The organism is Rhodoglobus galactosidasius (assembly GCF_054957775.1).
The window spans coordinates 240,029-264,256 of the sequence record NZ_JBQIAV010000004.1; the positions used below are offsets into that span (position 1 = coordinate 240,029).

Sequence of the window (24,228 nt, forward strand, 5' to 3'; positions counted from 1 at the left end):
GGCACCAAATTTGGCGTTCGCGATGACTAGCACCCGCGAACCGCTCACCGCTGTTACGCGTCCGAGCGCGTCGATTGGCAGCATCCTCGACTGGATCGCCCCCGACTATCCTCTTGCGTTCGTTCGCGGCGGTGACGGAATCGTCGGAGTCGGCGAACTGCTTCGCCTCGAATTCCGAGGTGCAGATCGATTCGCCCAAGCAGCAGCAGCCTGGAGCGAGCTCTCGCGCACCGCAATCGTGCACGACAGCGTGAAACGTGCCGGCACCGGCCTCGTGGCACTCGGCAGCTTCGCGTTCGCTGACTCGTCTGCTGCTGCGAGCGTGCTCATCGTGCCTCGCCTCCTCATTGGTAGCCGAGACGGCATCCACTGGGTCACCTCAATAACTGTCGGCGAAGTCGGCGGACTCCTCAACACCACGGATGCTCTCGCCACTATCCCGCGTACACCCCACGGGGCACACGTGCATATTTCGTTCACGCCAGGAGAGACGAGCCCCAAAGGCTTCACCAGCACCGTCACAGCTGCACTGCGCGAGATCTCCCAATCCCACGCAGCAAAGATCGTGCTCGCTCGAGATCAAGTCGCCACCCTTCCCGCAGATGCTGACCTGCGCGTGCCAATCGAAGCCCTCGCCAGCCGCTACCCCGACACCTTCACGTTCGCCGTCGACGGCCTCATTGGCTCCAGCCCCGAAACTCTCGTGCGGGTGCACAACGGCAGCGTCAGCGCCCGCGTCCTTGCGGGCAGTGCAGCGCGCGGCGACGACCGAATCTCCGATGGGCGAGCCGCAGCGACCTTGGCGAACTCACCCAAGGATCAGCAAGAACATGCGCTTGCGCTTGCCAGCGTCATGGATGCTCTGCAGTCGTTGAGCAGTGAACTGGTTGCGGCATCCGCCCCATTCGCATTGCAGCTGCCGAACCTGTGGCATCTCGCCACCGACATCAAGGGGCAGCTGACGGAGCGCTCAAGCGCACTCGACCTCATCGAAATCCTGCACCCGACAGCGGCAGTCGCGGGAACACCCACACCAGCAGCAATTCGGATCATCGACGAGCTCGAAAGTTTCGATCGCGGTCGCTACGCCGGGCCGGTTGGTTGGGTCGATGCAAATGGCAACGGCGAATGGGCTGTCGCTCTGCGCTGTGCCCAAGTCGACGGCACGAGTATCACCGCGTATGCCGGTGCAGGCATCGTTGCGGGATCGGATGCCAAACGCGAACTCGCCGAGACGGAACTCAAGTTCCGCCCCATCGTCGACGCGTTCGGCTAGAGCCCTTCGAGACCGCGCGGTCCTGAACGAGGTCGACTAGCTGTCGGCCAGCCGACCCTTTTCGGCCTCAACGTCATAGTCGGCACTCGGCCACTGCGGATCGATCCCCTCTAGAGCCTCCAACAGAAGCTGCTGAACGGCCCACCGCGCGTACCACTTCCGGTTCGCAGGGATCACGTACCAGGGAGCAGCCGCGGTTGTCGTGCGACGCAGTGCAATCTCGTAGGCCTCTTGGTATTCCGACCACAGCAGTCGCTCATCAACGTCGCCGGGGTTGTACTTCCAGTTTTTTTCTGGCCGGTCGAGACGCTCTTGCAGTCGCTCTTTCTGCTCGTCGGCACTGATGTGCAGCATGATCTTGATGACCGTGGTGCCCTGTGCCACAAGTTCTTTTTCGAACTCCTCGATGATCCCGTAGCGTTCTTCGACCGTCTCGGGGGTGGAGAATCCGTGCACCCGGTGAATCAGCACATCCTCGTAGTGCGAGCGGTCGAAGACGCCGATGTTGCCAGCAGTGGGAAGTTCTTTTCGGATGCGCCACAAGAAGTCGTGCGACTTCTCTTCGTCGGTTGGTGCCTTGAACGCATAAATCTGCACGCCCTGCGGGTCCACCCCGCCAATGACGTGACGCAGGATGCCGCCCTTGCCCGCCGTGTCCATCGCCTGCAACACCAACAGCACTCGGCGCTTGCCGCCGAACTTGCTCTCGGCGAAGAGCCGCTCCTGCAGTTCGGCTAGGCGCTCGGTGTTCTTAGCGAGCGCCTTTTCGGCATCTTTCTTGTCGCCATCGAATCCGGGAGTCGACGACGGATCGATGTTCGCGAGCTCAAAATCGGTGGAGACAGGCGTGAGTGTGCTCATGTGCACAAGATTACCCGGCGAACCTAGCGGCTCAGTGGAACCTCAATGATGGTTGGTTCGGGATGCGCCGAGAGCGCCTGATCGAGTTCGCCGCGCGTCGCCGCCGAGATGTAACGCCAGCCGTAGGCGACAGCAAGTGCCTCAATGGATGCGTTCTGTTGCGTCAGCAGCACGCGATCAAAGCTGTCGCCGGCCTGGCCCGCAACTTCGAGCACGTCGAAAATTGTGCCGCCACCGTCGTTGCCGACAATGACCTGGATGCGCGGTCGAGGCTCTCCAACACCAAACATGAGTGCCCCAACATCGTGGAAGATCGCGAGGTCGCCGAGCAGCACCCGAGTGACACCCTCATTTCCTGCCTCAGCTTGACTGGCAAGGGCGATACCGAGAGCGGTGGAGATCGTTCCGTCGATTCCTGCGAGGCCGCGGTTGGCATGCACCGGGATCTTCTTGCCCGGCACAACGCGGTCCACTTCGCGGATCAAGCGTGAGGCGCCAAGCACCAGCCGGTCGTGCGGCCAGGTTGCCCTCCACACTGCTTCGGCGAGCATGCGCCGGTCGACAGGGGTACGCACAATCGCCAGCTCTGATTTGGCGTGAGTGCGAGCATCCGCGTCAATATCAGGGGCGATGCTTTCGGTTTCGAGAAGCTGGCGGCTCGAACTAACCCAACGGCCGAGCCATGCCCGGTCGGTGGCCTCGCCCGACACAGAAACTTCGTCGACGAAGAGACGAACGCAACGGCCAGGGTTGTAGTCGTCGGCAGACGGATGCCGCACCACGATGGTCTGAACTCCGGGCCGCTGAATCAGCGCCGGAATCTCGCGACTCAACGTTGGATGCCCGAAGACGATCACGCGCGCCACCCGATCGCCGAAGTTCGCGGTGTTCAGGAGCTCGCGGTAGGCAACAACGAGGTTGGGTCCGAAGTGCGCTCCACTGGCAACCTCGGCGATGAGCGGTGAACCGAGTTCGCGGGCGACCTGCTCGGCACGCGGTCCAGCACCGGTGCCGGCAACGACAACGGTGGCCGGGGCGGGGCTGAGCCCGACTCTCGTTGGTGCTCCCGGCGATTGCTGGGTGGTGATTTCTACGACCGGATCGAGATCGCTGAAGAGGTCAGGAAAGGAGGGTTCGCGAGCGGTTGCTGGCTCGGGAGTGACATCGCGCAGCGAGGGCTGCCACGTGAATGGTGCAGAGAGCGGTTCGTCGAACGAGAGGTTGAGGTGCACGGGGCCGTTGACTGCGGCAACGGCTTCGCGGGCTAGTTGCGCTGCGGCATCCATCTCGTCTGCCGCACCAGTGGGTGCTTCGACATCCCAGGTTTGGTGCACAGCGGTGCCAAAAATGCCCGGCTGCTGGGTGGTCTGGTTCGAGCCGATGCCCCGGAACGAGTCTGGACGGTCGGCACTGATGATGATCAGGGGAACAGCAGAGTGATGCGCCTCAAGAACCGCGGGGTGAAGGTTGGCTACAGCCGTGCCCGAGGTCGTGACAACCAGCACGGGTGCACCAGTTTCGACAGCGAGACCTAGTGCGAGAAAGGCCCCGACTCGTTCGTCGATGCGCACGCGCAAGCGCAGTAGTCCTTGCTTCTCGAATTCGGCGGCGGCAAGCGCGAGTGCCTGCGAACGCGAGCCGGGGCTCACCACGATGTCTCGAACGCCGAGACGAACGAACTCTCCGAGAAGGGCTACCGAGAAATTAGTTGCCGGAGAGCTAGTTGGTCTTATCGTCATCGTCGAGATCTGCGAGTTCCTGTTCAAGGCGGCGGATGCGTTCATCTTGTTCTTCTTTGAGGCGCATCTTGCGCAAGAAGTCGGGGTCGTCATCGGGAGCAACCGTGCGTGTTCGACCGGCACTGGCACTACGTGCCTTGCCGAGCCTGAACCACAGCACAACGCCGATAACGGGAAGAAGCACAATCACTAGCACCCACAACACCTTGGGCATTGCGCGCACCCGACTGCGATCGGTGAGGATCACGTCGACAACGGCGAACACGTCTACCGCGACGAGCGCGAAAGCGAGAACTACCAGTAGTCGAGGCATATGCCCATTCTACGCTCGCAGGCTGCGTGCGGGATGCGAGCCTAGACTGTTGGCGTGAAACCTTGGATCCTCTACTCACTATTGCGGCTCGGAATCTTCGCGGCGGTGTTTGCTCTGCTGATGGTCGCGCAGGTTGACTGGTGGCTTTCGGCCATCATCGCCGCAATCGTGGGATTCGCGATTTCGTATATCTTTTTCGGCAAGCTTCGAGATGCCGTTGCGCTCGATATTGTGGCGCGACGCTCAGGCCCCAGCCACGACCCCGACCGCGACGCGGAAGATGCGGCAGCAGATCTCAGCGCCGAAAGTCGCGACCTAGAAGGCGATCGCTGAGGCTAGCCCCAGACCAAACAGCAGTGCTGTAAGCCCGGTGAGGCGCAGCGCCAAGATTAGCTCTGACGCTGTCTTGGCGGTCAGCACAATCACGCACGCTGGCAGCGCTACGAGCAGCACGAAGTACACCAGGTAGGCGTTGACGTAGAGCAACGTGTAGACGCCCAGGATGCCAAAGGGCACAAGCATCGCACCAACGTAGAAGATGCGCGATGGCAGGTTGCCAATCATCACGGCCAGCGTGCGCTTTCCCGCAAGCTTGTCTTGCTCAATGTCGCGGATGTTGTTGACCATGAGGGTCGCAACGGCGAACAGCCCGACTGCCACCGCCGCCAACCACGACTCGAGGGTCACCGTGTCCGCGAGCACATACGTGGTGCCTGCGGTGGCAACGAGTCCGAAGAAGATGAAGACGAACACTTCACCCAGACCGAGGTAGCCGTAGGGTCGTCTGCCACCAGTGTAGAAGTACGCGGCCAGAATCGCGAGGGCACCGACGGCGAGCAGCCACCAGTGTTCACTGCGAATCACGATGATGAGGCCTGCCACGGCGGCGATGCCGAACCAGACGAACGCAACCGTGATGACGGTGCGGGGTCGTGCAGCGCCCGAGCCGGTGAGGCGGCGGGGGCCGACGCGGTTCTTATCAGTTCCGCGCACTCCGTCTGAGTAGTCGTTGGCGAAGTTCACTCCAATCTGAAGCGACACGGCAACGATCAGGCACAGCAGGGCACGCAACCAGTGCCATCCGGCGCCGTCTTCTTCGTGCGGCAGCACATAGGCGGCAGCTGTGCCCAACGCTACGGGCGCGAAGGCGAGTGGAAGCGTCTGAATGCGGGCGCCACCAATCCAGTCGCGCGCGGTCACTTTCGCGATCTTGGGCGCTTTAGGCGGGCGACCACCGGGGCGACCGCTCTTGTTCTTCGCCGAGTTGGTGTTCGATTTCGGTGCGACGGTTGTGGGGTCGATGGTTTTGGGGTCGATGCGTTGCTGTTTAGGAGAGGCCACGGTGGGATTCTACTTAAGCACGACTGACGCAAGGGCCAGGCGGTCGGGCTTTCCTGTTGCCAACATCGGAATCTGATCAATCAGCATTACGCGGGCGGGGGCCGCTGCAGCCCCCAATTGTGCGGAAATCGACTGCCGAAGGGCATCCACATCAATCGCGGATGTCGTAATCACCACGAGCGCTTCACCCCATTCTGGGTGCGGCACAGCAACAACAACGGCAGTACTCTGACCGGGCAGAGCGTGCACCGCAGTCTCCACTTCGGCGAGGGACACTTTCACTCCTCCGGAGATGATCATGTCGTCTGCGCGACCACGAACCCGCAGCACGCCGTCCACGATCTCGCCGATATCGTCAGTGCGATACCAGCGGGTGCCCTCGTGCTCACGGAACGTAAAAGCACTGCGGTGCGGGTCTTCGAGGTAGCCCTCGGCCAGCATGGGACCAGCAAGTTCGATGCGATCATCCACAAGCCGCATCTGCGCGGTAGGCAGCGGTGTGCCGTCCCACACGCAGCCGCCGCTGGTTTCGCTCGACCCGTACGTTGTCGTGACGGCGAGGCCGCGAGCGCGTGCTGCCGCAAGCAAGGAGCTCGGGGTTGACTGGCCGCCAACCAGAATCCGAGTGAAGGTTGCCAACGCGGCGACGGCATCCGCTGATTCGAGAAGTCGCGCCAATTGCACCGGCACGAGCGAAATGAAGCGTCGTTCTGCAGTGAGCTCGGCTGCGGCTGCAACGAAAGTCTCGGCAGTGAATCCGTTCGGCGACATCATGACCGGCACGGTGCCCGAGAAGTGCGAACGCGCCAACACGTTGATGCCCGCAATGTAGTGAGAGGGCACAGCCAGGAGCCACTGCCCCGACCCACCCAACAGTTCATCGGATGCCGCGGCACTCGCCTTCAGCGCTTCGGCACTGAGCATCACGCGCTTAGGTCGGCCTGTCGATCCGCTCGTCTCGACAACAATGGCTACGTTCGCGGGCACGGTCTCTGGCAGTCCAGAGGGGGAGGCCGGGTGCGGCAGAATCGCGGCCCCCGTTCCCTCGAGTGCTGGCACTAGCGCTGCCCAAACCTTGCGTGGATCGCGCGCGTCAATCGACCAGAGTTCTCGTGTCACAGCAATTGCTCCGTTGCTCAGTACTGCCAGGGAAACGGTGACCAGTCGGGTGCACGCTTCTCAAGGAATGAGTCGCGCCCTTCGACTGCTTCGTCTGTTCCGTAGGCCAATCGGGTGGCTTCTCCCGCAAAGACTTGCTGACCGACGAGGCCATCGTCTACAGCGTTGAGCGCAAACTTCACCATGCGGATGGCGGTGGGCGACTTGGTCATGATCGTCTGCGCCCACTCGTAGGCGGTGGCTTCGAGCTCAGCGTGCGGCACTGCGGCGTTGATCGCTCCGGCGTCGAGGGCGCGCTTGGCGTCATACTCGCGGGCTAGGAAGAACACTTCTCTGGCAAACTTTTGGCCGACTTGGCGGGCGAAGTATGCGCTGCCGTAGCCAGCGTCAAAGGAGCCGACGTCGACATCCGTCTGCTTAAAGCGTGCATGTTCGGCGCTGGCAATCGTGAGGTCGCAGACGACGTGCAGCGAGTGTCCTCCTCCGGCAGCCCAGCCGGGAACCACAGCAATGACGACCTTGGGCATGAAGCGGATGAGCCGCTGCACTTCAAGAATATGCAGGCGCCCGGCGGCGGCCCGGCGTGCTCCAGCCGCAGCGGCAACGTCTGCCTCCGAAGCCTCAGCCTCCTCCGCGGCGCTTGCTGCCGTGGGGTTAGTTGCTCCGGCCTGACCTTCATACTCGTAGCCAGCACGGCCACGGATGCGCTGATCGCCGCCAGAACAGAACGCCCAGCCGCCATCTTTCTCGCTCGGCCCGTTGCCGGTCAGCAGCACAACGCCGATGCGGGGATTCTGGCGGGCATCGTCGAGGGTTTGATACAGCTCATCGACGGTGTGCGGGCGGAACGCGTTGCGCACTTCGGGGCGATCGAACGCGATACGCGCGATCGTGCCGGTCACATCCTGGTGATAGGTGACATCCGTGAGGTCATCGAACCCGGCGACTGATCGCCACAACTTTTCGTCAAATATTTCTGAAACCAGCGCCATGGCTCCACCATAGCTACCGAAGAGCTGTACTTAGCCACCGAAGAAGCGAAACACCGTGACGAGCACGATCGGGTTGGCAAGGATCGCCATGGCGAGACCGAAGGCTGCCCAACGACGCTGGTAGCCAAAAACGAGGCTGATGACTGCGGTTATTGCGGCCGAGATCGACACACCAACGGTGACGTAGCCGAGTATGGTTCCCGTGGGAAAGTTGCCGCCGGTCGTGACGAGCATGGCCACGATGAAGAGCACGAACGTTGCCACTCCCAAAGCTGCGGCGATGAAACCGATCCAGGTCGGGCGGGCGCGACGAACGACCTTTTCGCTCTCGACGTTGTCAGGCTCGGGCGCTTCGGTGGAGATTTCTGGCTCGTCGTCGACAACGCCTACGACGTAGTACGGCACGACTTTGGTTCCGACGCGCTCGATATCTCCCGGATTAGTCACGCAATTACCCTAACTGACAGAGGAACTTGTCAGACTAGGGACATGTTCCCTTCAGTGAACGAAATTCTCGACACCGCTCATGTGGTGTCCCTTCCCATGACTTCCCGCTTTCGCGGCATCGATCAGCGTGAAGCGCTGCTCTTTCGCGGCCCCCAAGGCTGGAGCGAGTTCTCTCCTTTCGTGGAGTACGACGATGTCGAGGCGAGCACGTGGCTTATGGCCGCAATCGACTACGCCTGGAATGAGACTCCCCCACTCGTGCGTGACCATATTTTTGTGAATGCAACAGTTCCCGCGGTGGAAGCCGAACTTGTTGAAGCGGTGCTCGAACGATTTGATGGCTGCCGGACAGCCAAGGTCAAAGTTGCCGAGCCAGGCCACACCCTCGCGGATGACGTCGCCCGCGTCGCTGAGGTGCGTCGCGTGATGGGGCCGGCAGGTCGCATCCGCATTGACGCGAATGGCGCTTGGACGGTCGATGAGGCCGAGCGTGCCGTTCACGCCCTCGCAGAGTTCGACCTCGAGTATGTGGAGCAGCCCTGCGCGACTGTTGAAGAGTTGGGTGAGTTGCGCGGTCGCATCGCCTACATGGGCATCCCGGTCGCTGCAGACGAGAGTGTGCGCAAGGCAGAGGATCCTCTGGCTGTTGCTCGCTCAGGCGCAGCCGATTTGCTCGTCATCAAGGCTCAACCCTCTGGGGGCATTTCTCGCGCCCTCAGCGTTGTTGAGCAGGCAGGACTACCCGTGGTGGTCTCTAGTGCTCTCGAGACGTCAGTGGGCCTTGCAATGGGTGCGCACTTGGCTGCCGCGATCGATCCGCTCGACTACGACTGCGGGTTAGCTACGGCATCCCTGCTCGCCGCAGATGTCACCCCATCTCCGTTGCGTGCGCGTGGTGGGCGCATTGAGGTACGGCGAGTGGATGCCGACGAAGCGTTGCTCACTCGCTGGGCCGCCAATCCGGAGCGCACCCAGTGGTGGCTCTCGCGCCTTGAGCGCTGCCACGAACTAGGTAAAAACTAGTTACAGCCCTGAGTAGGAGTGGAGCCCCTTGAAGAACAGGTTGACGACCGTGAAGTTGAAGACAATCGCGGCGAGACCTACGATCGCGAGCCAAGCTGAACGGGAGCCGCGCCATCCACGAGTCGCCCGGGCATGGATGTAACCGGCATAGATGGTCCAGATGATGAAGGTCCAGACCTCTTTGGTATCCCAACCCCAGTAGCGACCCCAGGCGCGCTCAGCCCAGATGGCACCCGCCATGAGGGTGAAAGTCCACATCACAAAGCCGACAACGGCGAGTCGGTAGGCCAATGTTTCAAGGCGATCAGCCGCAGGAAGAGTGTCGAGGAAGCGCAGCTTCAGCGCCTTGCCCATTTCGCGTCGCGACTGCATGAGCTGCACGATCGAGAGACCCGCAGCGAGCGCAAAGAACCCGGTGCTCAGGCTGGCAACGAACACGTGGATGACCAACCAGGCCGACTGCAGAGCAGGAGGCAAGGGCACGACATCTACATAAAAACTTGACGTACCAACACCGAGCGCGATGAGCGCGAAGCCAGTGATGAACGCGCCGAGGAAGCGAAGATCCTGCCAGAACTGCACTACAAGGAAAACACCGATGATCAGCGCGGTGGCGGTGATCGTGAACTCGAACATGTTGGCCCAGGGAACGCGATTTGCGGCTACACCACGCAAGACGACAGCACCCACATGCAGCACCCAAGCGATGACGGTCATGGCTACTGCGAGACGCAAATACTTGGGCGAATCCGCGCGCGGGGCGGCAGCGCCTGAACCCGCAGCCTTGTCAACGGTGAGTGTGGCGGTCGATCCGGCAGCGGAGCCGCCGACCGATGACGCCGCAACGCTTGCGCTGCGAGCGGATGCCGCAGCCAGCCCGGTCACGGACGCTTCGGCAGCGTCACCCGACTCTGCCGAACGGCGCGCCAAATCAATGGCGAACATTACGAACGCAAGCGTATAAATCGCCATCGCGGAGTAGACCGCAATCAGCGAGTACGAAGCAAAGGTCTCAGTCACGAATCCACTCTAACTTTCAATTGCTGGGAATGCCTATCGGCGAAGTCTGCGACCGCAGCCTCAAGGTTGGGGTCGTCACCGCGGGCGAGAGCCGCGTATTCAACGGTCGTCGTGCCGTCATCATCGGTGCGGGCTGAAACCCACATCCGGCGCCGCGGCACAAACAGGCTCGTCACAAGACCGGCGAGCACGAGAATCGAGAACAACAGCACCGGTACCTGCGAGGGGTCATGGTGCACTTCGAGCGAAGCGAAGCGCGGGATGCTCGCCAACTCGACACTACCCAGGTTGTTGGGTAAATCGACTCGATCACCGGGCGTCAACCGCACCGTCTCTGCCTCGGAGTCGCGGCCCGCAATCTGCTGAAGCGAGTCGGTGTTGAGCGCATAGGCGTTGGTACCTTGGCCGTTGTCGAGGCCGAGGTCACCCTGATAGACCTCCAACGTCAGCGTGGGCGAAATGAGATCGGGATACACAGACGTAAGCGCGCCCGAGGTGAGCGTGCCAGTCGTCGGGTAGAGGAAGCCAAGCATGCCGATCTGCTGATCGAGACCATCCGGAATCTTAATGATGCACGTGCTACCGAGGTTGCCATCAAAAGGAATGCATGCAGTGGGCTGCGAGGAGATTACCTTGTCATCGGCGTCGCGAACCGTGAGAACCGGGGCGTAGCCGTTGCCGAGAAGGTAGATGGACGTGCCTGCAACGCTTAACGGTTCATTGACTTTGATGCGTGCAGATTGGGAATCTTCGCCGCGTATGGTGGTTGTGACATTGGCGGTGAAGTCAATGGGTAGCCCAATGGCTTGGCGGTTGGACTGTTCGTAGACGGGTTCAAAAGAGTCAAGAGCGACAGCGAACGGGTCCAGGGCCACGTCCGTGAAAAAGCGGCCAGGATTGAAGGAGTCATAGCTGGCGAGAGAGTTGCTGAACGCGTACCCCTCCACGACAACGCGCTGGCCCGTATAACCAAAGCCACCACCAATGCCGACCGCGATCAGCACACCGACTAGAGCAGAGTGAAACACGAGGTTGCCGGTCTCGCGGAGGTAGCCACGCTCAGCACTGACCGAACCGCCATAAAGCTCGGTACGATAGCGCTGCGAGCGCAGCAAGCGGCGAGCGGCCTCGATAGTGGTTGCCGCATCCGCTTCGGTCGTGCGGGTCGTGAAGCCCTCCAGCCGCGACAGGCGGGCGGGGGTCTTCGGTGGGCGCGCACGCAGTGCATCAAAGTGGTGCTTGGTGCGCGGCAGTACACAACCAACGAGCGAGATGAACAGCAGAAGATAGATCGCCGAGAACCACACCGAGGTGAAGGTGTTGAACACTTGAAAGAAGTCGAGAATCGCTGCGGTGTCTGGGTTGTTGCGGCGATAGGCAATGACACCGTTGGGGTCGGAGCTTATCTGCGGAACGAGCGAACCGGGGATCGCCCCAACAGCCAGCAGCAGCAGCAGGAAGAGGGCCGTGCGCATGCTCGTGAGCTGGCGCCAAAAGAACCGCGCGTAACCAACGAAGCCCAACTTCGGCTGCTGAATCTTGCTGTGCGCCAGTGGCGCATCCATGTGGTCGGTCGGCCTGGTCGAGTCACCACCGTTCGCCGGCTCAGATGACTGTGTCGAAACCACCGATCACCGCCCCCAAACTTGTCACGATTGCACGCCACACACCGGTAACCATGAGCAGCCCAATCAGCACGAGCAATCCCCCACCAATCAGATTAATAGTGCGGATGTGGCGGCGCATCCACGCCACCGACCCAGTCGCCCAGTTCAGGCCCAAAGCCACGAGCAGGAATGGGATACCGAGACCCAGACTGTAGGCAACGCCCACCATTGCAGCACGGCCGGGATCGCCCCCGTCGAGCGCCATGCTGCCGACAGCAATGAGAGTAGGCCCAAGGCAGGGCGTCCAGCCGAGAGCGAAGACGATGCCAAGCACTGGAGCACCGGCAAGTCCGGTCGTGACCTTCAGTCGGGGTCGAATCGTGCGCTGCGCAAATGTGACCTGCCCAATGAAGACAAGCCCCATGACGATTACGAGGGCTCCAGCGATGCGAGTGATGAGATCAAGCCAGGGCCGCAATAGGAGGCCAGCCGTGCCGAACAGCACCGTGAACGCGACGAACACCACGGTGAAACCGAGGATAAAGAGCCCAACGCCCAAAGCGAGCCGCTTCGTGCTGCTCTTGCCGTCGGCGCTCGTGAATCCGCCGATGTAGCCCAAGTAGCCGGGAACCAGGGGCAGAACACACGGTGAAGCAAACGACACCAGTCCGGCGAGCAACGCAATCGGGATCACGATCAGAAGGTTGCCGCTGAGAACGAGCTCCCCAATCGGGTTCGACACTATTGACCTTCAGCGAGGACAGAATCTATCATCGCTGCCAGAATGCTGGGGTCGCGCACCAGACCACTGATGCGGGCCGCGAGGCGCCCTTCGCGATCAAGCACGAGAGTGGTAGGGACCGCATTCGGCGGCACGGCACCGGCAAATGCAAGTTGCACGCCCGCAGTCTTGGCATCCAAAACTGAGGGATACTCAATTCCATATTCACTTGCAAAAGTGAGGGACGTTTGAGCCGTGTCAAGGATATTCACTCCCAGAAAGGGAACGTCGGGGTATTGGGCGCTGAGGTCAACTAGATCGGGAGCCTCAAGGCGGCACGGAGGGCAACTAGCGTACCAAAAGTTCACGACATAGACCGAGCCTACGAACTCGCTGCTCGAGACGGTTCCTCCGGTATCAAGGGATCCCTCATATGTGACTGGCGCATCGCGGTCAGCTTCCGGAATCTCGGCAGTCGAACCATCCCCAGAGATATAGCCCTGTTCTGAACCGTTTTGGTACTGCTGCGCAAGCGATTCGCTGGGGGACGCACACGACGCAGTGACCAAAGCGAGGCTCGCGACAACGGCGGCGAGAAGATAGCGCTTCACACTGCTCCTAAATCGATGGATGCTGCGAGCAAGTCTCCCGCAGGTTCCTGATAGTCAACCTCGACAAAGTTATCACCCTCGCGGGCGAGCGTCGTAATGCTCGAGAGGGTGCAGCGACGGCGGCGCGGGTCGTGCGCGAGCCGCATTTTCTTCACCGAACGAGCCACCATAACAATGGGCATTTGGTGGCTGACCATGACGACTTCGCCGCCATCGGCTGCAGCCCACGCCTCATCGATGGCTTCGAGCATCCGCGCTTCAACACTGAGGAAGGCTTCGCCCCAGCTCGGCTTGAGGGGGTTGATCAGTTGCGGCCAGGCGCGCGGGTTGCCCAGCACCTGAGGAAACTGAAAGCGACTGCCTTCGAACCAGTTGACTGGCTCGATAATGCGCTCTTCGGTGACGATCGGCAGGTTGTAGCGCTCCGACCAGGGCTGCGCCGACTCTTGGGCGCGCTGCAGGGGGCTCGCGTAGAGCGCCGTAAGCGGCCGATCGGCAAGGCTTGCGGCGGCAACATCCGCCATCTGGTGTCCGAGTTCACTGAGGTGATAACCCGGTAGCCGACCATAAAGAATGCGGTCAGGATTGTGCACTTCACCATGGCGGACGAGATGGATAAGGTCTGCTGGCACGGTATTCAGTCTACGTTGGCTGGCGTCCGCACTTTCTCCCACGCTATCCCCGGTAAACTCGGGGCCGTGACTACACGCACCCTTATTAAGAACTTGGCCGCAGCGACCGACGGAGCAACCTCTGTTTCGGGTTGGGTCGATACGGTTCGAGATCAAAAGAAGGTGCAGTTTGTTGTGCTGCGCGATGAGTCGGGTGCGGTGCAGCTTGTTCACCCCCGCTCATTCAACGAAGACGGCACCCCAGCTGAGGATGCTCTCGCTGGCACCATTTCGGGTCTCGCACAGGGCACGTTCCTCACTGCTACCGGCGAGCTGAAGCACGACGAGCGCGTAAAGCTTGGCGGTGTTGAAATCAAGCTCGACGGCCTCGAGATCGCTGCTGAGGCCACCCCCGAGACTCCAATCGCGGAAGACTCCAGTGTCGACAAGCGTATGGATTGGCGCTTCCTCGACCTGCGGGTTCCTCGCAACAGCCTGATCTTCCGCATTCAGACCACCCTTGAGCACGCGTGGCGCACCTACTGGGTCGATAACGACTTCATCGAGGTACACACCCCCAAGCTCATGGCCAGCGCCAGCGAGTCAAACGCTGAACTTTTTGAGGTCGAGTACTTCGACACCAAGGCGTACTTGGCGCAGAGCCCCCAGTTCTTCAAGCAGATGGCTCAGGCAGCCGGCTTCGGCAAGATCTTCGAGATCGCCCCCAGCTTCCGTGCCGACCCGAGCTTCACCTCGCGTCACGCCACCGAGTTCACGATGGTCGACAACGAGATCAGCTGGATCGACAGCCACGAAGATGTCATGAAGCTGCACGAAGAACTCATGATCCTCGGGTTCCAAGCCGTGAAAGACAAGCACGGCGAAGAAATCGAGAAGCTGTTCGGCATCGAGCTGACAGTTCCGACCGCACCGTTCCCCCGCATTCCGCTGGCTGAGGCCAAGCAGATCATCAGCGACCGTGGCTACACGGTGCCGCGCGCAGATGCCGACATGGACCCCGAGGGTGAGCGCCAGATCGCCGCCTACGTGAAAGAAACGTATGGCCACGATTTCGTGTTCTTGACCGACTACGCCTCCAGCATCCGCCCGTTCTATCACATGCGTCATGCGGATGATGCTGGCCTCACGAACAGCTACGACCTCGTCTACAACGGCGTCGAGATTTCTACTGGCGCCCAGCGCGAGCACCGCGTTGACGTGTTGGAGGCGCAGATTCGCGACAAGGGGCTCGACCCCGCCGAGCTCGACTTCTATCTCGACTTCTTCCGCTACGGCGTACCCCCGCACGGTGGCTTCGGCATGGGCCTCGGCCGCGTGCTGATGCTGATGCTTGGCCTGCCGAACCTGCGTGAAGCTACGTACCTCTTCCGCGGACCCACGCGCCTCACCCCGTAGTTATAGCTGACGAAGCGGTCCGACACACCTCCCCATAGCCAGCACGCAACCCGTTAAGGCAGGATGACGACATGTCAAAGAAAATTGATGCCGCGCTCAAGGATCTGAAAAAGGCGCTCAACAAGCATGCCGAAGTTGTGGGCAGCAAGCCGGTTTCGCTGAAGAAGGCGCAACGAGCTAGTGCCCAGGTGGCTGCAGCAGCAACCAACTATGCCGAGATTGTGCACGCCAAGAGCGGAATGGGTAACCCGTTCGACGACATGCTGCAGCCCGGCCTCGATAGCGGAACGCTCGCCTCATTGGCCGCTGAGCGTGACTCGATCAAGAACAACATCACGGGCCCGATCCCCATCAAGAGGTAGGGCAACCGCGCACGCGCTAGACCTCGAAGTCGACGCAGGCGCGTTCGCGCGTGTGTTCCTTCACAACAGCGCCAGCGGTGACGTGAAGCGGGTGCGTGGCATACACCGCGAGTGCCTCAATCGAGCTGTGGTCTGACTCGAGGATGACGTGCCAGTTCGACTCCGCGTTGGCGACATTCGGGCGCACCGTGAGACTTTCGAGGCCCTCGATCTGACCGACCAGGGGTTCAAGGGCAGCAGCTATGGCATCCACTGCGCTTTTCTGAGCTTCAGAGTCTTCGGCGGTGAGCTTCCACATAACGACGTGACGGATCATTCGGATTCCTCCTGAAGTGCGGCGCTAAGCCGTGCGGGGTCGACACGCCAGATGGTGTGTACGCGGTCATTGATCAGCACTACCGGAATTTCGTCCCGGTACTTCGTGTGAAGTTCTTCATCATCGAGAATCGACTGTTCCGTGAGCTCGACCGAGAACTCGGGGGGCAGTTCGGCAATGACGCGGACGATCGTATCCCGGGCATCGTCACACAAATGACAACCGGGTTTGCCGATTAATGCAAGACGTTTCGTGGGCACGACCCTAGAATAATGCGGATGCCCGAGGTAACGTCGCCACAGTCACGTCAGAACGCAGTTCTGGCCTTCTTCGACGTGGACAACACCCTGATGCGCGGGGCGAGTGTCTACAACCCCGCAACTCGTTGCCGAGGTGATCGCCGCGTGCCTCGGGCTCACCGGGGCGCTGGGAACGCGCGTGCACGCCCGAGGTGGCGTTCTCACGGGAGAACTGGATGGCCACGTGCGTCACGGCGCCGAGAAGGCTGCCGTCGCCACAGAACTTGCTGGGCGACTCGGGGCTGACCTCGCTGAATGCTGGGCGTACTCCGATTCCAGCAACGACATCCCGCTGCTGACTGCAGTCGGAAACCGTGTTGCGGTGAATGCGGATGCGAAGCTAAGGAATCATGCCCAAAAAATGGGGTGGCAAATTCTGCCGCTCAACCGCGCTGGCCTGAAAGAGGCGAGAAGACGAGTTAAGCGGCAGGCCAAGACCGTGCGAAAGCGCGGTCGTTGAAACTATCTACTTCTTGTTGCGACGCTGGTGGCGCGTCTTGCGGAGCAGCTTGCGGTGCTTCTTCTTGGCCATACGCTTGCGACGCTTTTTGATGACTGAACCCATAGGGACCTCACTGATTTCTGAACGAACCGACCCGGTCCGATTCAGAACCGCGGAAAGACATACCGGAAGAGTTTACCGCACCGGGCGGGTTTTGAAGATTCGATGAACGGGGAATGAACCCAGCCTGAATGCTGGCTGCTAACCGACCTCAGAGATCGAGGGGGCAACCGCGCTTGCTACAGCCGATTCCGGAATGCGGAATGAGCGGCCGAAACGAACCGCAGGCAGCTCACCAGAGTGAACAAGTCTGTACACGGTCATGTTTGAGACACGCATCATGTCTGCCACTTCAGCGACGGTGAGAAAACGCATCTCAGAAAGATCCCGTGACATTGGACTAGCCCCTTTTAGATTCACAGACGGCTGCAAAACACACCCAGCGTGTGACTGAAGTGCTAATCGGTAACAATAGGGGCTGGTGTGACTCGGTGTCCAGCCCTAATCCACAATCTGCGGCGCGCCTGCGGGCTAATCGTTGCCAAAGATGCGTGAGCGGACATTGCGCGGTAGCTGCTTGGCAGCCTCCGTGACATCGTGCAGCGCAGAGCGAGCCTGATGTGTTCGCTCGGCGACCTGACGACCAAAGTTGTCTCCGACATCCGCCCCCGACCACGCAGCGAATGCACCCGACGAAGCGCGAACCTCGTCGTCGAGATCGTCATGGAAGTCGGCGCTCAAGAACGGAATCAGCCAGTCTTCGACCTCCTCTAGGGGCGAAGAGTCGAGGCGGTAATAGCGGTGTTGGCCATCTTCACGCACCGACACCAACCCGTGGTCGCGCAGCACCTTCAGGTGCTTGGAGACAGTCGGTTGGCTCAAATCGAGCTTCTCGACAATCTCGCTAACGCTGAGCTCGCCGCTGGGAGAATCAGAAGCGATGTACTGCTCAAGCAGCACCGTCAAAAGGCTACGCCGAGTTGAATCGGCTACTACGTCAAAGATGTCGGCCATTACATAAGGGTAGTCGGGCTTGCTGGGGAGTACCATGGCCTCCTGTGCATGGGGAGAGAAAACTATGAGTCCACGGGCACCCATGCGTGCACATACTCATGACCGCAGCGTTGCCGGTCGAGTACGTGACCTGATCGATCGTTTCGCCGCCGCAACGCCGGCCCGCTTCGCGATCGCCATCTTCTCCGCGCTCGTAATCGTGCTCACGACACTGCTCGTTTTGCCCATCTCGGCACGCGACGGGCAGGCCACTCCCCTCGTCGATGCCCTGTTCACTGCAGTTTCCGCGATCTGTGTGACGGGCCTCACGACGGTAGACATGGCCACTCACTGGTCAGCGTTCGGCAATACCGCGATCCTGATCGGGTTGCAGGTCGGCGGAATCGGCGTGCTCACCCTGGCCAGCATGCTCGGCCTCGTCGTCTCCCGTCGCCTCGGGCTCCGCCAACGTCTCATCGCGGCCAGTGACTCCAACCCCTCACGAATTCACGTTGGGCCTGTCTCCGAGTCACAAGCAATTCGCTTAGGCGAAATTGGGGGGCTCCTGGCGACGGTAGCCATCAGCGCATTGGCCATCGAGTTTGTGTTGGCACTCGTCATCATTCCGAGGCTGCTGGTTGAAGGCCTCGATGTCTGGCCCGCCATTTGGCAGGGATTCTACTTTGCAGCATCCGCCTTCACGAACACTGGCTTCGTGCCCGCGGTCAGTGGCATGGAAGCTTTTGCCCAAGACCCGTGGATGCTCGGAGCCATCGGCACCGGCGTGTTCCTGGGTAGCCTCGGCTTTCCCGTAATCTTCGCCGTCGTGCGCAAGCTCAAGGCCGGTGCCCGCCTTTCGGTGCACGCTCGCCTCACGATCACAACGACCATTTTGCTCATCATTGTCGGAGCTATTGCCGTAATCGTGCTCGAGTGGAATAACACCAACACGCTCGGCGGTCAAAGCCTCATGTCTCGGCCACTGACCGCAACTTTCCTCTCGACGATGACCCGCTCGGGCGGCTTCTCGACCATCGACATCAATGAGCTCAATGGGTCGACGCTGCTCATATTCGACATGCTGATGTTTGTGGGCGGCGGGTCGGCATCCACCGCTGGCGGCATTAAAGTCACCACTCTTGCGGTGCTCTTTTTAGCTGCTCTCGCTGAGGCACGCGGCGACAATGACATGCACGCTTTCGAGCGTCGCATCCCCACCGATGTGCTGCGATTGGCGGTGAGTGTCACGCTGTGGGGAGCAACAATCGTTGCCATCTCCACCACCGCGATCCTGCAGATCACTGACGAACCACTCGATCGGGTGCTCTTTGATGTGATCTCTGCCTTTGCCACGTGTGGGCTCTCGACCGGGCTCACCGAGTCACTGCCCGATAGTGGCAAGTACATCCTCGCCGCCACAATGTGGGCAGGGCGAGTGGGAACGGTTACTCTGGCGGCAGCCCTTGCGGCCAGTCAGCGCCGTCAATTGTTCACGAGAGCAGAAGAGAGGCCCATCGTTGGTTGACAAGATTCCGCACAATGCGCCGGTGCTAGTGATCGGCCTCGGCCGCTTCGGTGCCGCCACCGCCGGTCAATTGCAGCGCCTCGACCGCGAAGTTCTCGCGATCGACGAAGACCTTGGCCTCGTGCAAAAGTGGTCAGAGCGTGTGACCCACGCCGTGCAGACGGATGCTCGCAGCATCGATGCTCTTCGCCAGATCGGCGCCGAAGACTTTTCCATCGCGGTCGTTGCGGTGGGTTCGTCAATCGAGGCGAGCGTGCTCATCACCGCAAACCTGGTTGACCTCAAGATTCCTCAAATCTGGGCAAAGGCCATCAGCCGCTCGCACGGCAAGATCTTAAACCGCATTGGTGCTAACCACGTGATCTACCCCGAGGCTGAGGCTGGCGAGCGCGTCGCCCACTTGGTGTCTGGCCGGATGCTCGACTTCATCGAGTTCGATGATGACTTCGCCATCGTCAAGATGTACCCGCCGAAGCCGATTCGCGGAGTGCCGCTCAGCGAGTCGCAGGTGCGGCGCAAGTACGGAATTACCGTGGTCGGTGTGAAGGCGCCCGGCAAGGAATTCACCTACGCGACCCCCGAGACAGTGATCTCGAATCACGATCTCGTAATCGTCAGCGGCAACTCTGAGAACATCGAGAAGTTCGCGACACTAGCGAGTTAGCCCCGTTCGTGGACTGATTTTCTCGCGCTGTCTACCTGTATCTTGATTCAGTGAGCAAAATACGGGCGACCCCGGGGTCGCAATCTTCGCTCCGCGAAGCGAACCGCGCTCGCATCGTCGACGCGGTCAAGCATCACGGCGGGCTCACGCAAATCGAACTAGCCGGCGTCACTGGTCTTTCCCCTGCCACGGTCTCCAACATTGTCAAGGAACTTGCTGCTGCAGGGGTTCTGGCAACAAACCCGAGCACACGCAGCGGCAGGCGCGCCCATCAGGTGACGCTCGCTCGCGCGTTGGGTCTTGTTGCCGGAGTACATTTTTCCGAACGCCACATGCGGGTAGCACTCTCTGACGTGGCTCACACCGTTGTTGCAGAACAACACATGCCGCTGGCTAAAGACCACCGCGCAGACAACGAACTCAACCGCGCTGCCCAACTCATCACCGACATGCTTGAGTCGGTTGACGCCACTCACGACGAGATTCTCGCCGTTGGTCTGGCGATGCCGGCCCCCATGGATCTAACCAGTGGCATCATCACGAGAACCGGCATCATGCGCGGCTGGGATGGTGTGCCGGTCGCCGAGTCTTTGGGCATCCGGCTCAACAGCCCTGTATACGTTGACAACAACGCCAATATGGGTGCGCTGGCCGAATACCGCACCGGAGCGTTGCGCGGAAAGCCAAATTCTCTCTACATCAGTGTCGACGAAGGCATCGGTGCCGGCCTCATCCTGAACGGCGCAGTATTTCGCGGCCACAACGGCACCGCTGGCGAGTTCGGGCACATGGTGCTCAACGAAGACGGCGCTCTCTGCCGCTGCGGAAATCGCGGATGCCTCGAAACGCTTGTCGGAGGACAAGCCATTATCGAGTCGGTGCGGGCTGGTCGCCGCGGGCTCAAGTTGCACGATGTTGTCGTGAAAGCGATCGCGGGTGATGCGGCGTGCATCCGCGCGATTGCCGATGCGGGACGCCACTTGGGTGTTGCTGCGGCGAACCTGTGCAACGTTTTTGATCCTGACCGCATTGCAGTAGGCGGCGAGTTGTCACAGGCAGGCGAATTGCTTCTTGGTCCGATGCGGCACGCCATGGAGCGAGCAGTCATCGTTGGCCCTGAGCGCGCGGCCGATCTGGTGCAAAGCCAACTTGGCGCAAGAACCGAGCTGTTGGGCACGATTGCTTTTGCCATTGACCAACTCACCATCGGTGCAGACTCGGCGACTCCCTCGGCTGTCTCGGCTGTCTCGTCATGAGAGCCACACGGTCGACGAGGCTGGCCAAAGTCATCGTCTCGCTAATGTTCGCCGTGTTGTTTCTTGGCGGATGCACGGCCGTCGGCGCGAACGGTGCTGGTGCGGAGTACCGGATTGCGCTGCTGTTACCCGAGTCGAAGACGGCTCGGTACGAGGCCTACGATCGCCCGTTCTTTGAAGCGAAGGTTGCTGAGCTGTGTCCACAGTGTGAGGTCGTCTACGCCAACGCCGATCAGGATCCGGCAAAGCAGCAGCAGCAGGCTGAGTCCGCTTTCGCTCAGGGCATCAGTGTTCTCGTGCTCGATCCCGTGGATTCGTCTGCGGCGGTGACGATTGTTGCCTCAGCACAGCGATATAAGGTTCCCGTCATTTCGTATGACCGGCTAATCGGCAGCCCCGAGCTAGCGTTCTGGGTGTCGTTTGATGGCGAAAAAGTTGGCTCGCTTCAGGGCAAAGCGCTCGTCGAAAAGTTGGCCGATCAGGGGCTCTCTTCTGGCAACATCGTGATGATCAACGGGTCACCCACCGACAACAATTCGCGTCTGTTCGCGAAGGGCGCGCACAGCGTGATCGACGGCAGCGCCTATACCCTCGTCGCCGAGTTCGACACCCCCGACTGGAGTCCAGACAAGGCCCAAGAGTGGATGGCGGGCCAGGTCACGCAATACGGTGACAGTCTCGTCGGCGTCTACGCCGCAAATGATGCAACCGCGGGTGGCGCCATTGCAGCACTCAAGGCTGGCGGGGTGAGACCGCTGCCTCCCGTTACTGGTCAAGATGCTGAACTCGCCGCTATCCAACGCATTGTGAGTGGCGACCAGTACATGACGATTTACAAGGATCTGAAGCGCGAAGCAGAAATCGCGGCCACCCACGCGGTTGCCCTGCTCAATGGAAAGACGTTGGTGGGCCAGAGCGAAGAGACCAACGGCATCCCGACCACGCTGCTGACGCCGGTGATCGTGACGATCGACAACATCATGGAGACCGTCGTTGCTGACGGTTTCTACACGGTTGAACAGATTTGCACACCCGAATATGCGCAGGCTTGTGCGGCTGCGGGGATTCAATAATGGCACACGGAATCAGGACAAATTCGGGCCAGGAAGAGAGCACCTCATGACCGCAGTCACACCGACTACTTCAGACGATGAGCCCATCCTTTCGCTGCGCGGAATCAACAAGTCGTTTGGTGCAATTCAAGCGTTGGCTGATGTTTCGCTCGACATTTATCCCGGCGAGGTTGTGGCGATTGTTGGCGACAATGGTGCGGGCAAGTCAACGCTTGTGAAGATTCTGGCTGGCGTGCATCCGGCTACCTCTGGCACGATCACTCACTACGGTGATGAGGTTACTCTCGCCAACCCGACAGACTCCCGCGATCTCGGCATTGCCACCGTCTTTCAAGATTTGGCACTGTGCGACAACCTTGACGTTGTCTCCAACCTATTTCTCGGTCGAGAGCTCGGAACCCGCGCCCTCGACGAGGTTGAGATGGAGCAGCGCACCTGGGAATTGCTTCGCCAGCTTTCGGCCAAGATCCCGTCGGTGCGCACGCCCGTTGCTGGACTCTCTGGCGGGCAACGACAGACTGTCGCCATTGCCCGTTCGCTCATCGGCAACCCTTCGATCGTCGTGCTCGACGAGCCGACGGCAGCCCTCGGCGTTGCGCAGACGGCTGAAGTTCTGAACCTGATCGAACACCTCCGCGAGCGCGGGCACGGCATCGTGTTGGTGAGCCACAACATGGCTGACGTGCAGGCGGTTGCCGACCGGGTTGTCGTGCTGCGACTCGGTCGGAACAACGGTGACTTTGCTGTTGCCGATGTGACCTACGAAGACATCATTGCGGCGATCACGGGGGCAACAGACAATGCGGTGACCCGTCGCGCGAGCCTGCAGGGTGCGATATTCACTCGCGCTCAGGAAGGACTCAGTTCATGAGCACCTCCACACCCCGGCCACCCAGCAACAGCACGCCAGCGGTCGAGCTAGCGCCCGCCGTTGGCATGGCAGAAACGTGGGCTGCGTTCCGCTTCAAGGTGAGCGGCGGCGATCTGGGTGCGATTCCCGTGGTTGTTGGGCTTGCGATTATCTGGACCGTCTTTCAGATTCTGAACCCGACGTTCCTCTCAAGCGCCAACCTCGTCAACCTCGCGATGCAGAGTGCGGCTCTCGGCACCATCGCTCTCGGCGTGGTTCTTGTACTGCTTCTCGCCCAGATTGACCTCTCGGTTGGATCGCTCTCCGGGCTTGCAGCAGCGATTCTGGCCGTAACTTTCACGCAGTTGAACTGGCCGCTACCGTTCGCGATCCTCGCCGCACTGGCCGCCGGCGCTCTCTTCGGCTGGTTCTACGGCTTTCTGCTCACTCGCTTCGGCGTTCCCAGCTTCGTGATCACCCTGGCTGGCCTCCTCGGGGTGCTCGGTCTGCAACTGTGGGTGCTCGGCCAGCTGGGTTCGATCAACATTCCGTTCGACTCCTGGATCGTGCAGTTCGCCCAACTGATGTTCTTGCCCGCTTGGCTGTCGTACCTCCTCGCCGCGCTCGCAACGCTCATGTACGTCGGCTCGCACCTCGCACTCGCCAACCGTCGCCTGCGCGCTGGACTGCTGCCCGAGTCGCGCACTGCAATCCTGCTTCGCGGCGGCCTGATGATCGTTGCCCTCATGTTCGGTGCTTGGTACCTCAACACCGACCGCGGCATCGGGCTCATGTTCCTGCTGTTCGTCGTCCTCGTGATTGGCGTCGACTTTGCGCTCAAGCGCACGCGGTGGGGTCGGTCAATTTATGCGGTCGGCGGCAACGTTGAAGCAGCCCGGCGTGCTGGCATCCGAGTTGATCGGGTGTACATTTCGGTGTTCATGGTCAGTGCGACCCTCGCGACTCTCGGCGGAGTTCTCGCCGCGTCACGTTTGGCCGCTGCCAATCAGAGTAGTGGTGGCGGCGACACCAACCTCACCGCGATTGCGGCAGCCGTCATCGGCGGAGCGAGCCTGTTCGGCGGTCGCGGAAGCGCCTGGTCTGCCCTGCTAGGAATCGTCGTGATTCAGTCGATCTCCAGCGGCCTCACGCTGCTGAGTCTCGACTCGTCAGTGCGCTACATGGTCACCGGAGCTGTCTTGCTGCTCGCTGTGATCATCGACTCGCTCTCACGCCGCTCACGGGCTCTGCACGGCCGCTTCTAGGCTGGCGCCTGGTCACCGGCAGGTCG

The 24,228-nt window shown here is 60.9% G+C and carries 29 protein-coding genes; 12 read left to right on the forward strand and 17 right to left on the reverse strand.

The window, feature by feature from the left end:
* The first annotated feature begins 22 nt into the window (after nt 1-22).
* Nucleotides 23-1,276 carry an isochorismate synthase gene (locus ACTJJW_RS07295; protein ID WP_462643467.1) on the forward strand — a complete coding sequence of 418 codons (1,254 nt, stop codon included), beginning with the start codon at nt 23-25 and terminating at the stop codon, nt 1,274-1,276.
* Between the two features lie 36 nt (nt 1,277-1,312).
* Here the strand turns inward: ACTJJW_RS07295 and ACTJJW_RS07300 are convergent, their stop codons facing one another.
* From ACTJJW_RS07300 to ACTJJW_RS07310, 3 genes are read right to left on the reverse strand one after another with little or no spacing between them, the layout of a single operon-like run.
* Complete coding sequence (locus tag ACTJJW_RS07300; protein ID WP_462643468.1) at nt 1,313-2,137, reverse strand: polyphosphate kinase 2 family protein; 825 nt, start codon at nt 2,135-2,137, stop codon at nt 1,313-1,315.
* Between the two features lie 23 nt (nt 2,138-2,160).
* Complete coding sequence (menD, locus tag ACTJJW_RS07305) at nt 2,161-3,876, reverse strand: 2-succinyl-5-enolpyruvyl-6-hydroxy-3-cyclohexene-1-carboxylic-acid synthase (RefSeq protein WP_462643469.1); 1,716 nt, start codon at nt 3,874-3,876, stop codon at nt 2,161-2,163.
* Entirely contained in the window at nt 3,857-4,189 is a 333-nt protein-coding gene (locus tag ACTJJW_RS07310) for a PLDc N-terminal domain-containing protein (RefSeq protein ID WP_462643470.1), read from the reverse strand. Before ACTJJW_RS07310 ends, menD begins: the two co-directional genes overlap by 20 nt.
* A gap of 54 nt (nt 4,190-4,243) precedes the next feature.
* Here ACTJJW_RS07310 and ACTJJW_RS07315 point away from each other — a divergent pair, with 54 nt between their 5' ends.
* Nucleotides 4,244-4,522, forward strand: a complete 279-nt coding sequence (locus tag ACTJJW_RS07315) for a DUF4229 domain-containing protein (protein ID WP_462643471.1) — start codon at nt 4,244-4,246, stop codon at nt 4,520-4,522.
* On the opposite strand, the gene ACTJJW_RS07320 is transcribed toward ACTJJW_RS07315, so the two are convergent.
* The 4 genes from ACTJJW_RS07320 to ACTJJW_RS07335 are packed head-to-tail and all read right to left on the reverse strand — an operon-like array spanning nt 4,505 to nt 8,088.
* Nucleotides 4,505-5,530, reverse strand: coding sequence for a 1,4-dihydroxy-2-naphthoate polyprenyltransferase (locus ACTJJW_RS07320; RefSeq protein WP_462643472.1), 1,026 nt, complete (start codon nt 5,528-5,530; stop codon nt 4,505-4,507). The two genes, ACTJJW_RS07315 and ACTJJW_RS07320, sit on opposite strands and share 18 nt — an antisense overlap.
* Before the next feature lie 9 nt (nt 5,531-5,539).
* A complete protein-coding gene (locus ACTJJW_RS07325; RefSeq protein ID WP_462643473.1) occupies nt 5,540-6,649 on the reverse strand; it encodes an AMP-binding protein in 1,110 nt (369 codons plus the stop codon).
* 17 nt (nt 6,650-6,666) lie between these two features.
* Entirely contained in the window at nt 6,667-7,641 is a 975-nt protein-coding gene (locus tag ACTJJW_RS07330; protein WP_462643474.1) for a 1,4-dihydroxy-2-naphthoyl-CoA synthase, read from the reverse strand.
* A 30-nt stretch (nt 7,642-7,671) separates the two neighbouring features.
* Nucleotides 7,672-8,088 (reverse strand): 1,4-dihydroxy-6-naphthoate synthase, encoded by a 417-nt coding sequence (locus ACTJJW_RS07335; RefSeq protein WP_462643475.1) that lies wholly within the window; start codon nt 8,086-8,088, stop codon nt 7,672-7,674.
* A gap of 42 nt (nt 8,089-8,130) precedes the next feature.
* On the opposite strand from ACTJJW_RS07335, the gene ACTJJW_RS07340 reads away from it, so the two are divergent.
* Nucleotides 8,131-9,111: an o-succinylbenzoate synthase gene (locus tag ACTJJW_RS07340; RefSeq protein ID WP_462643476.1), complete on the forward strand. Its 981-nt coding sequence runs from the start codon at nt 8,131-8,133 to the stop codon at nt 9,109-9,111.
* Here the strand turns inward: ACTJJW_RS07340 and ccsB are convergent, their stop codons facing one another.
* Genes ccsB through ACTJJW_RS07365 form a run of 5 tightly spaced genes read right to left on the reverse strand, consistent with a single transcriptional unit; the run spans nt 9,112 to nt 13,702 of the window.
* The gene (gene ccsB / locus ACTJJW_RS07345) at nt 9,112-10,131 is read right to left on the reverse strand and encodes a c-type cytochrome biogenesis protein CcsB (RefSeq protein WP_462643477.1); all 1,020 of its coding nucleotides are present in this window, start codon (nt 10,129-10,131) and stop codon (nt 9,112-9,114) included.
* The gene (gene resB, locus ACTJJW_RS07350; RefSeq protein ID WP_462643478.1) at nt 10,128-11,759 is read right to left on the reverse strand and encodes a cytochrome c biogenesis protein ResB; all 1,632 of its coding nucleotides are present in this window, start codon (nt 11,757-11,759) and stop codon (nt 10,128-10,130) included. Before resB ends, ccsB begins: the two co-directional genes overlap by 4 nt.
* Complete coding sequence (locus ACTJJW_RS07355) at nt 11,737-12,480, reverse strand: cytochrome c biogenesis CcdA family protein (protein WP_462643479.1); 744 nt, start codon at nt 12,478-12,480, stop codon at nt 11,737-11,739. Before ACTJJW_RS07355 ends, resB begins: the two co-directional genes overlap by 23 nt.
* Nucleotides 12,480-13,070 (reverse strand): TlpA family protein disulfide reductase, encoded by a 591-nt coding sequence (locus ACTJJW_RS07360; protein WP_462643480.1) that lies wholly within the window; start codon nt 13,068-13,070, stop codon nt 12,480-12,482. Before ACTJJW_RS07360 ends, ACTJJW_RS07355 begins: the two co-directional genes overlap by 1 nt.
* Nucleotides 13,067-13,702 carry a histidine phosphatase family protein gene (locus ACTJJW_RS07365; RefSeq protein ID WP_462643481.1) on the reverse strand — a complete coding sequence of 212 codons (636 nt, stop codon included), beginning with the start codon at nt 13,700-13,702 and terminating at the stop codon, nt 13,067-13,069. Before ACTJJW_RS07365 ends, ACTJJW_RS07360 begins: the two co-directional genes overlap by 4 nt.
* Before the next feature lie 66 nt (nt 13,703-13,768).
* Between ACTJJW_RS07365 and aspS the strand changes: the two genes are divergently transcribed.
* Both aspS and ACTJJW_RS07375 read left to right on the forward strand, forming a co-directional pair.
* Entirely contained in the window at nt 13,769-15,097 is a 1,329-nt protein-coding gene (gene aspS, locus ACTJJW_RS07370; protein WP_462643482.1) for an aspartate--tRNA(Asn) ligase, read from the forward strand.
* A 71-nt stretch (nt 15,098-15,168) separates the two neighbouring features.
* Nucleotides 15,169-15,459, forward strand: a complete 291-nt coding sequence (locus ACTJJW_RS07375; protein ID WP_462643483.1) for a hypothetical protein — start codon at nt 15,169-15,171, stop codon at nt 15,457-15,459.
* A 16-nt stretch (nt 15,460-15,475) separates the two neighbouring features.
* On the opposite strand, the gene ACTJJW_RS07380 is transcribed toward ACTJJW_RS07375, so the two are convergent.
* On the reverse strand, nt 15,476-15,775 hold the full coding sequence (locus ACTJJW_RS07380) for a Dabb family protein (RefSeq protein WP_462643484.1): 300 nt from the start codon (nt 15,773-15,775) through the stop codon (nt 15,476-15,478).
* Nucleotides 15,772-16,035 (reverse strand): glutaredoxin family protein, encoded by a 264-nt coding sequence (locus ACTJJW_RS07385; protein ID WP_462643485.1) that lies wholly within the window; start codon nt 16,033-16,035, stop codon nt 15,772-15,774. The genes ACTJJW_RS07380 and ACTJJW_RS07385 overlap by 4 nt, the downstream gene beginning before the upstream one ends.
* 103 nt (nt 16,036-16,138) lie before the next feature.
* Here ACTJJW_RS07385 and ACTJJW_RS07390 point away from each other — a divergent pair, with 103 nt between their 5' ends.
* Nucleotides 16,139-16,534: an HAD family hydrolase gene (locus ACTJJW_RS07390; RefSeq protein ID WP_462643486.1), complete on the forward strand. Its 396-nt coding sequence runs from the start codon at nt 16,139-16,141 to the stop codon at nt 16,532-16,534.
* Between the two features lie 6 nt (nt 16,535-16,540).
* Here ACTJJW_RS07390 and ACTJJW_RS07395 read toward each other — a convergent pair whose 3' ends face one another.
* The 3 genes from ACTJJW_RS07395 to ACTJJW_RS07405 all read right to left on the reverse strand — a co-directional run bounded on the left by ACTJJW_RS07395 (nt 16,541) and on the right by ACTJJW_RS07405 (nt 17,590).
* Nucleotides 16,541-16,639, reverse strand: coding sequence for a 30S ribosomal protein bS22 (locus ACTJJW_RS07395; protein WP_003792170.1), 99 nt, complete (start codon nt 16,637-16,639; stop codon nt 16,541-16,543).
* 138 nt (nt 16,640-16,777) lie between these two features.
* Nucleotides 16,778-16,972, reverse strand: a complete 195-nt coding sequence (locus ACTJJW_RS07400; protein ID WP_449625628.1) for a helix-turn-helix domain-containing protein — start codon at nt 16,970-16,972, stop codon at nt 16,778-16,780.
* Nucleotides 16,973-17,107: 135 nt separating this feature from the next.
* Nucleotides 17,108-17,590, reverse strand: coding sequence for an ArsR/SmtB family transcription factor (locus ACTJJW_RS07405; protein WP_462643487.1), 483 nt, complete (start codon nt 17,588-17,590; stop codon nt 17,108-17,110).
* Nucleotides 17,591-17,672: 82 nt separating this feature from the next.
* Here ACTJJW_RS07405 and ACTJJW_RS07410 point away from each other — a divergent pair, with 82 nt between their 5' ends.
* From ACTJJW_RS07410 to ACTJJW_RS07435, 6 genes are read left to right on the forward strand one after another with little or no spacing between them, the layout of a single operon-like run.
* On the forward strand, nt 17,673-19,094 hold the full coding sequence (locus ACTJJW_RS07410; RefSeq protein WP_462643488.1) for a TrkH family potassium uptake protein: 1,422 nt from the start codon (nt 17,673-17,675) through the stop codon (nt 19,092-19,094).
* Nucleotides 19,087-19,758 carry a potassium channel family protein gene (locus ACTJJW_RS07415; RefSeq protein WP_343925693.1) on the forward strand — a complete coding sequence of 224 codons (672 nt, stop codon included), beginning with the start codon at nt 19,087-19,089 and terminating at the stop codon, nt 19,756-19,758. Before ACTJJW_RS07410 ends, ACTJJW_RS07415 begins: the two co-directional genes overlap by 8 nt.
* A 50-nt stretch (nt 19,759-19,808) precedes the next feature.
* Nucleotides 19,809-21,014, forward strand: a complete 1,206-nt coding sequence (locus ACTJJW_RS07420; protein WP_462643489.1) for an ROK family transcriptional regulator — start codon at nt 19,809-19,811, stop codon at nt 21,012-21,014.
* Entirely contained in the window at nt 21,011-22,087 is a 1,077-nt protein-coding gene (locus ACTJJW_RS07425) for an ABC transporter substrate-binding protein (RefSeq protein ID WP_462643490.1), read from the forward strand. Before ACTJJW_RS07420 ends, ACTJJW_RS07425 begins: the two co-directional genes overlap by 4 nt.
* A 46-nt stretch (nt 22,088-22,133) precedes the next feature.
* On the forward strand, nt 22,134-22,958 hold the full coding sequence (locus ACTJJW_RS07430; protein ID WP_462643491.1) for an ATP-binding cassette domain-containing protein: 825 nt from the start codon (nt 22,134-22,136) through the stop codon (nt 22,956-22,958).
* Nucleotides 22,955-24,202, forward strand: coding sequence for a sugar ABC transporter permease (locus tag ACTJJW_RS07435; protein ID WP_462643492.1), 1,248 nt, complete (start codon nt 22,955-22,957; stop codon nt 24,200-24,202). Before ACTJJW_RS07430 ends, ACTJJW_RS07435 begins: the two co-directional genes overlap by 4 nt.
* The last annotated feature ends 26 nt before the right edge of the window (nt 24,203-24,228 follow it).

Excerpts from the sequence above, each read along its gene's own strand:
- ACTJJW_RS07295 (WP_462643467.1), top strand. The coding sequence starts at position 23 with ATGACTAGCACCCGCGAACCGCTCACCGCTGTTACGCGTCCGAGCGCG.
- ACTJJW_RS07330 (WP_462643474.1), bottom strand. The coding sequence starts at position 7,641 with ATGGCGCTGGTTTCAGAAATATTTGACGAAAAGTTGTGGCGATCAGTC.
- menD (WP_462643469.1), bottom strand. The coding sequence starts at position 3,876 with ATGACGATAAGACCAACTAGCTCTCCGGCAACTAATTTCTCGGTAGCC.
- ACTJJW_RS07405 (WP_462643487.1), bottom strand. The coding sequence starts at position 17,590 with ATGGCCGACATCTTTGACGTAGTAGCCGATTCAACTCGGCGTAGCCTT.
- ACTJJW_RS07340 (WP_462643476.1), top strand. The coding sequence starts at position 8,131 with ATGTTCCCTTCAGTGAACGAAATTCTCGACACCGCTCATGTGGTGTCC.
- ACTJJW_RS07400 (WP_449625628.1), bottom strand. The coding sequence starts at position 16,972 with ATGTCACGGGATCTTTCTGAGATGCGTTTTCTCACCGTCGCTGAAGTG.
- ACTJJW_RS07435 (WP_462643492.1), top strand. The coding sequence starts at position 22,955 with ATGAGCACCTCCACACCCCGGCCACCCAGCAACAGCACGCCAGCGGTC.
- ACTJJW_RS07410 (WP_462643488.1), top strand. The coding sequence starts at position 17,673 with ATGCGTGCACATACTCATGACCGCAGCGTTGCCGGTCGAGTACGTGAC.
- ACTJJW_RS07375 (WP_462643483.1), top strand. The coding sequence starts at position 15,169 with ATGTCAAAGAAAATTGATGCCGCGCTCAAGGATCTGAAAAAGGCGCTC.
- ACTJJW_RS07430 (WP_462643491.1), top strand. The coding sequence starts at position 22,134 with ATGACCGCAGTCACACCGACTACTTCAGACGATGAGCCCATCCTTTCG.
- ACTJJW_RS07395 (WP_003792170.1), bottom strand. The coding sequence starts at position 16,639 with ATGGGTTCAGTCATCAAAAAGCGTCGCAAGCGTATGGCCAAGAAGAAG.
- ACTJJW_RS07425 (WP_462643490.1), top strand. The coding sequence starts at position 21,011 with ATGAGAGCCACACGGTCGACGAGGCTGGCCAAAGTCATCGTCTCGCTA.
- ACTJJW_RS07310 (WP_462643470.1), bottom strand. The coding sequence starts at position 4,189 with ATGCCTCGACTACTGGTAGTTCTCGCTTTCGCGCTCGTCGCGGTAGAC.
- ACTJJW_RS07380 (WP_462643484.1), bottom strand. The coding sequence starts at position 15,775 with ATGATCCGTCACGTCGTTATGTGGAAGCTCACCGCCGAAGACTCTGAA.
- ACTJJW_RS07300 (WP_462643468.1), bottom strand. The coding sequence starts at position 2,137 with ATGAGCACACTCACGCCTGTCTCCACCGATTTTGAGCTCGCGAACATC.